The sequence below is a fragment of the Streptomyces colwelliae genome (genome assembly GCF_048158785.1).
In the GTDB taxonomy this organism is placed as follows: domain Bacteria; phylum Actinomycetota; class Actinomycetes; order Streptomycetales; family Streptomycetaceae; genus Streptomyces.
This window is the reverse complement of the sequence record NZ_JBLTJC010000664.1, coordinates 1-2826: the sequence shown is the minus strand read 5'-3', so window position 1 is coordinate 2826 and position 2826 is coordinate 1. Positions and strand designations below refer to the sequence as shown.

2 protein-coding genes are annotated in these 2826 nt (G+C 67.7%); one reads left to right on the top strand and one right to left on the bottom strand.

The features are described from left to right. Positions 1 to 634 precede the first annotated feature (634 nt). Entirely contained in the window at positions 635 to 2044 is a 1410-nt protein-coding gene (glnA, locus tag ACNFOC_RS52870; protein WP_393042592.1) for a type I glutamate--ammonia ligase, read from the bottom strand. A 198-nt stretch (positions 2045 to 2242) separates the two neighbouring features. On the opposite strand from glnA, the gene ACNFOC_RS52865 reads away from it, so the two are divergent. Continuing rightward, a complete protein-coding gene (locus ACNFOC_RS52865; RefSeq protein ID WP_416966095.1) occupies positions 2243 to 2713 on the top strand; it encodes an RDD family protein in 471 nt (156 codons plus the stop codon). The last annotated feature ends 113 nt before the right edge of the window (positions 2714 to 2826 follow it).

The window sequence follows — 2826 nt, the reverse complement described above, 5'->3', positions numbered from 1 at the left end:
CAGGATCTCGCTGACACCGGAAGGCGACAACGGCCGGCTCTTCGGTGCGCGCTCCGCGATCTCCGCCAGCGTGGGATCACCGACCTCGATGCGGAGCTGCCGTAAGTCCGCCGCCCATGTCTCCAACTCCGCCTGAAGCTCACTGCCGTACTCCATCGGCGCTTTCCTCCTCGGAGCCGATCGTAGAGCGGCGGGGGTGACGCTTCCCGAAGGTTTGCGGAGGGCGCCGTAGATCACCGTAGATCGCCGAAGGACTACGAAACCTCGCCAGTTGGTGGTTCCTGTGTGGCGACAGTCGGACGCGTACGGGTTCTTTCGCAGTGCTGGGGCCCTGCGCCACCACGGCGGTCCACTTGGCGCATGACGCCGAAACCAACCCCGTCCCGTACCCGGGCAGCCCGTGCCAGGTCTCCGTTCCGAGTACCGAAGTCCCCTTCCGCCGGCCGTGCTTCCCACGTCCTCCGCGAGTTGTCCGCCAACGCTGTCAAGGGAGTGGCATTCGGCGTCGGGCGGGCTGCCGTGACCTGGTTGGACAGCTGGCTTCGCGGCCAGTGAGCGCTTTTCTTCGAGCGCACGACAGCGCCCCCGCCTCTCCGAGGAGAGACGAGGGCGCCGAGGCACTGGGCCGGTTCGATCACACGTCGAAGTACAGCTCGAACTCGTGCGGGTGCGGACGCAGCTGGAGCGGTGCGATCTCGTTCGTGCGCTTGAAGTCGATCCACGTCTCGATCAGGTCGGACGTGAAGACGTCGCCCGCGAGGAGGAACTCGTGGTCGGCCTCGAGGCGGTCGAGGACGGCCGGGAGGGAGGTCGGGACCTGGGCGACGCCCGCGTGCTCCTCGGGGGCCAGCTCGTAGAGGTCCTTGTCGATCGGCTCGGCCGGCTCGATCTTGTTCTTGATGCCGTCCAGGCCCGCCAGGAGGAGCGCGGAGAAGGCGAGGTACGGGTTGCCGGAGGAGTCGGGCGCGCGGAACTCGACGCGCTTGGCCTTCGGGTTGGAGCCCGTGATCGGGATACGCATCGCGGCGGAGCGGTTGCGCTGCGAGTACACCAGGTTGACCGGCGCCTCGAAGCCCGGCACCAGGCGATGGTACGAGTTCACCGTCGGGTTGGTGAACGCGAGCAGCGACGGGGCGTGCTTGAGGATGCCGCCGATGTAGTAGCGGGCCATGTCCGACAGACCCGCGTAGCCGGCCTCGTCGTAGAAGAGCGGGGTGCCGCCGGCCCACAGCGACGAGTGGACGTGCATGCCCGAGCCGTTGTCGCCGAAGATCGGCTTCGGCATGAAGGTCGCGGTCTTGCCGTTGCGCCAGGCCACGTTCTTCACGATGTACTTGAAGAGCTGGAGGTCGTCGGCCGCGGCGAGCAGCGTGTTGAACTTGTAGTTGATCTCGGCCTGGCCGGCGGTGCCCACCTCGTGGTGCTGGCGCTCGACCTGGAGGCCGGACGCGGCCAGCTCCAGGGAGATCTCCGCACGCAGGTCGGCGAAGTGGTCGACCGGCGGGGTCGGGAAGTAGCCGCCCTTGTAGCGGACCTTGTAACCGCGGTTGTCCTCGACCGCACCGGTGTTCCAGGCGCCCGCCTCGGAGTCGATGTGGTAGAAGGACTCGTTCGCCTTGGTCTCGAAGCGCACGCTGTCGAAGACGTAGAACTCGGCCTCGGGACCGAAGTACGCGGTGTCGGCGATACCGGTGGAGGCGAGGTACGCCTCGGCCTTCTTCGCCACGTTGCGCGGGTCACGGGAGTACTGCTCGCCCGTGATCGGGTCGTGGATGAAGAAGTTGATGTTGACCGTCTTGTCGCGGCGGAAGGGGTCCACGCGCGCGGTCGACAGGTCGGCGCGGAGCGCCATGTCGGACTCGTGGATGGCCTGGAAGCCGCGGATCGAGGAGCCGTCGAAGGCGAGTTCCTCGTCCGGGTCGAAGGCCGTCGCCGGCAGTGTGAAGTGCTGCATCACACCCGGCAGATCGCAGAATCGGACGTCGACGAACTTGACGTCCTCGTCCGCGATGAACTTCTTGGCCTCGTCGGCGTTCTGGAACATCCAGCTCCTCCTACTCCCGACCGTCCGTGCCGGGGTGGTAGTTCGTTCGTGCGGCCAGTGCGGTGGCACACGCTGGACCCGACCTTAGGGACGGGGGATTTCTCAGGCGTGACCCATTTGTTTCGCCCAAGTTAACCGGTCTTGGGCCGCCTGGCCCCTCCTGTCCGCATGGCAGAACGCGGGCAGTACCGTGGACGGGTGGACAACAGGGATGCAATCGGCTCGTGGCTCTCCGGGCCCCGCGAGGCCGCGGAGCGAGCAGGTGTCGACTTCGGATACCGCGGCGAGCAGCTCGGTCTGCCGGAGGACGGCCCCGGCTCGATCGCCCGCCCGGGCCGCCGCCTCGGCGCCCTCGCCGTCGACTGGGCCCTGTGCCTGTTGATCGCATACGGCCTGCTCACCCACGGCTACAAGCCGGGCGCGACCGGCAACTGGGCGCTCCTCGTCTTCTTCGTCCTCAGCGCCCTCACGGTCGGCACGATCGGTTTCACCCCGGGCAAGCGCCTCTTCGGCCTCCGCGTGTACGCCCTCGACACCGGCCGCCCCAACCCCCTGCGCACCCTGCTCCGCACCGCCCTCCTGTGCATCGCGCTCCCGGCCCTGATCTGGGACCGGGACGGGCGGGGCCTGCACGACCGGTTCGCGCGCACGGTGGAGGTCCGGATCTAGCGGCAGTCCTACGACAGGACTGCGGTCCTACGACAGCATCCGCCCGTCAGTCGTCCGACTGAAGTCAGGGCGGCCGTCGGCGGATCACGATGGTGACGAAGCAGACCTAGAAA